Origin of the sequence: Streptomyces beijiangensis (genome assembly GCF_017315755.1) — a bacterium.
Taxonomy (GTDB): Bacteria; Actinomycetota; Actinomycetes; order Streptomycetales; family Streptomycetaceae; genus Streptomyces; species Streptomyces beijiangensis.
In genome coordinates this window covers 1-224 of the sequence record NZ_JAFLRJ010001122.1, presented here as the reverse complement: position 1 = coordinate 224, position 224 = coordinate 1, and the positions used below count along the sequence as shown (strand labels likewise).

Genomic DNA, 224 nt, shown 5'->3' with positions numbered 1-224 from the left:
GTGCCGCCCCCGCTGCACACCGTGGCCCACACCGCCGCAGCCACCCCCAACGGGCACATCCCGCAGCAGCAGTCCGACTCCCCCGCGCACCACACGCCGGCGTCCTCGACGCGCAACACCACTCCGCCCGGCGGCGTAACCCACCCCACGCACGCCGAACAGAGCGCGCTCAACGACTCGGTCCCGCGTGACGAGGACGGCAACCCGACCCGCCCGCCGGACCC

1 protein-coding gene is annotated in these 224 nt (G+C 75.4%); it reads left to right on the top strand.

Annotated features, from left to right (window positions below; translation table 11 throughout):
- Nucleotides 1-21: 21 nt before the first annotated feature.
- A partial coding sequence (locus tag J0695_RS40830; RefSeq protein ID WP_206969846.1) for a hypothetical protein occupies nucleotides 22-224 on the top strand: 203 nt, incomplete at its 3' end.